This is a genomic window from Microcystis sp. M53603_WE2, from assembly GCF_030065435.1.
The window spans coordinates 1-2,290 of the sequence record NZ_JASJFF010000316.1 but is presented as its reverse complement, the minus strand read 5'-3'; the positions used below and the strand labels follow the sequence as shown (position 1 = coordinate 2,290).

General features: G+C 45.0%; 3 protein-coding genes. All 3 read right to left on the bottom strand.

The genetic code is table 11. The features are described 5' to 3' along the window. Positions 1-296: 296 nt before the first annotated feature. The gene (locus PX481_RS06895) at positions 297-1,070 is read right to left on the bottom strand and encodes an ABC transporter permease (RefSeq protein WP_002761938.1); all 774 of its coding nucleotides are present in this window, start codon (positions 1,068-1,070) and stop codon (positions 297-299) included. Positions 1,071-1,132: 62 nt separating this feature from the next. Further along, the gene (gene cpcF / locus PX481_RS06890; RefSeq protein ID WP_288094100.1) at positions 1,133-1,756 is read right to left on the bottom strand and encodes a C-phycocyanin alpha-cysteine-84 phycocyanobilin lyase subunit CpcF; all 624 of its coding nucleotides are present in this window, start codon (positions 1,754-1,756) and stop codon (positions 1,133-1,135) included. A 234-nt stretch (positions 1,757-1,990) separates the two neighbouring features. Further along, a partial coding sequence (locus tag PX481_RS06885) for a DUF29 family protein (RefSeq protein ID WP_288094098.1) occupies positions 1,991-2,290 on the bottom strand: 300 nt, incomplete at its 5' end.

Genomic DNA, 2,290 nt, shown 5'->3' with positions numbered 1-2,290 from the left:
TGAAAGTTTAATTGATCTAATACTAAGCGTCTTCCGTAATTTTTTTTGACATTATTAATAGTCAGCATTTTTAATAAAGTAATAAGGATAGTCAGGCTTTTTTAGGCCATCAGCCGTCAGCTAGGTAATAGTACGAATAACAGGGAAATTGGCTAATTACACTGAAAAACTAAGAAGCTGAATAACTGATGGTGGGTTACGGCGAATAGATAAATTAATGATTAAGTCTGATAATTTGTCTCCGCCTAACCCACCCTACCTAACTGATAACCGATCACTGATCACTGATAACTGATTTACAGTCGGCGTTCAAGGTTTAACATTTGTCGATAGGTAAGCCAACCACCTGCTACCATAGCTAGAGCAAAAAGACAGAGAAAGCGAAAATGAGAGCTAATATCTTGGAGATTTTCGCCCTTTGCCCAAACAGCAATTAAAGCTTCATTCATGTGGTAGATCGGGTTATATTTAGCCAGAGATAGAATATTGTCGGGGAATAAAGCAGTCGGGAGAAAAACGCCGCCTAAAATTAATAAAGGAACCCCAAAAGTTCCCACCAAAGCATTAACATCTTCTGTTCTTTTCGCCAGTTGAGTACCAAGGATAAATCCTAAACCCACATAGGCGGTGATACTAAGGAAAATAATTAATAATTCTAGAGGAATTGAGCCTTTAAAAGTGGCTCCATACTGTTTAGCAATAGAATAAACTAAAACTGTCTGACAGGCGGCAATCGCACAATGGGCGAGAAAAATGCCGATGAAATAGGAAACACCGCTTAAAGGCGATAAAAATAACCGTTTAATCGTTTGTTGTTCCCTTTCTGCTACCACCGTCGCCACGGTTCCCCCCAAACAACTAAAGAAAAGTGCCGCCCCGACGAGGGTGGGAGGAGTAGCCAGAGCCATTGCCTCAGCAAGCTCAATTTTGCCTTTTTCTGCCATAATATAGCCATTTAAGAGCAGGACAAGGATCGGGAAAATGCCCCAGAGGATTAAGCTACGCCCGCGCCGGATTAATTCCACTAAAATTCGTTGAGCGATCGCTAAAATTTCCTGCCAATATTTCATAGAATGTTAGTGTAATTGTTTCTCCCTGTAGAGAAATAAGTTTTCCTACTTTCGACTTAGGCTTATTGTAAGTGTTCCAGAGCTTGATCGGCGCGCAATCTTACCACTATTTCCGCTTCCGTCTCCCGAATCTGTCCTAAAAGTTCCCGAATCGCCCCGCGAAATGCCGCCGCCGCAGTTCCTAACCCCTCCAATCCGACGATCGCCGCATATCTAACCACCCACTCTGGATCCCCTTGCAAAAGTTTCTCCAGTGCCGCAAAAACTGCTTTTTGAGCCTCAGAAACCCGACTTTTCTCCAAATCAGACCAAATTATATTTCCTAAGCCCCTAGCCGCCCCTCGCCGCACGCTAAAGGAAAAATCACTCACCGCCGCCTCAAGTAATAAGTCCAATCCTCGCACATCGCCAATTGCTGCTAGGGCGCGGGTTGCCCAAGCTCTCGCCCCATAATTATAACCGTCTAGGTTGGCCAGTAAATAGGGAACCGCCGCTTTGCCGATGGCGATTAAACCATCCACGGCTGCCACGGAGGCACCGGGGTTATTATATCTCAGGACATCGGTGAGGGTGGGTATTGCCGCTTCACTTTTGGCGGCGGCTAAGTTTTCCACGGCGGTTAGTAACCCATTGGCTGAGTCGGCTTTTTCGACGGCAATAATTAAAGTCTCAACGGTAGGAAGCATTGGTTATCAGTAGAAGGGATGAGGGGTGTAGGGGTTAGGGAGTGGGGTGTGGGGTGTGGAGAAGTGGGGAACTGGGGTGTGGGGTGTGGGGTGTGGGGTGTGGGGTGTGGGGTGTGGGGTGTGGGGAGAATAAATAAAATAATCTCCTGCCTCCCGACGACCGGCTACTGACGACCGGCTACTGACTCCTAACTCCTATATCCTAACCCCGCTAACCAACTTTTAAAGATAATTTTATCGCCAAACTTTTTTCTGTAAAATCTGATTAATTTCTTGGGGAAAAGGACAATCATTGGGAAAGTTAAAGGATTGATAATCGGGGTTATCTCGCAAGCTTTTTAAAGCCGTGGCATAGCAATCTAAAAATACTTGCTCCCAGTAGGGTTTTAAACTAGGAGAATCGATCAAAAGTTCTTCTAGTTCCCGTTGACTGCGCCTAATAGTTTCTTGCCAACCTCGATAATCCTCAACGTAATCAGTATAGCAAAGTTTGAGGCATTGTTCTAAGATGGTGGTTAACCGGTTGCGGAGTTC

What these genes read in the sequence shown, in the direction of transcription:
- PX481_RS06895 (WP_002761938.1), bottom strand. Translation starts at nt 1,070, where the DNA reads ATGAAATATTGGCAGGAAATTTTAGCGATCGCTCAACGAATTTTAGTG.
- cpcF (WP_288094100.1), bottom strand. Translation starts at nt 1,756, where the DNA reads ATGCTTCCTACCGTTGAGACTTTAATTATTGCCGTCGAAAAAGCCGAC.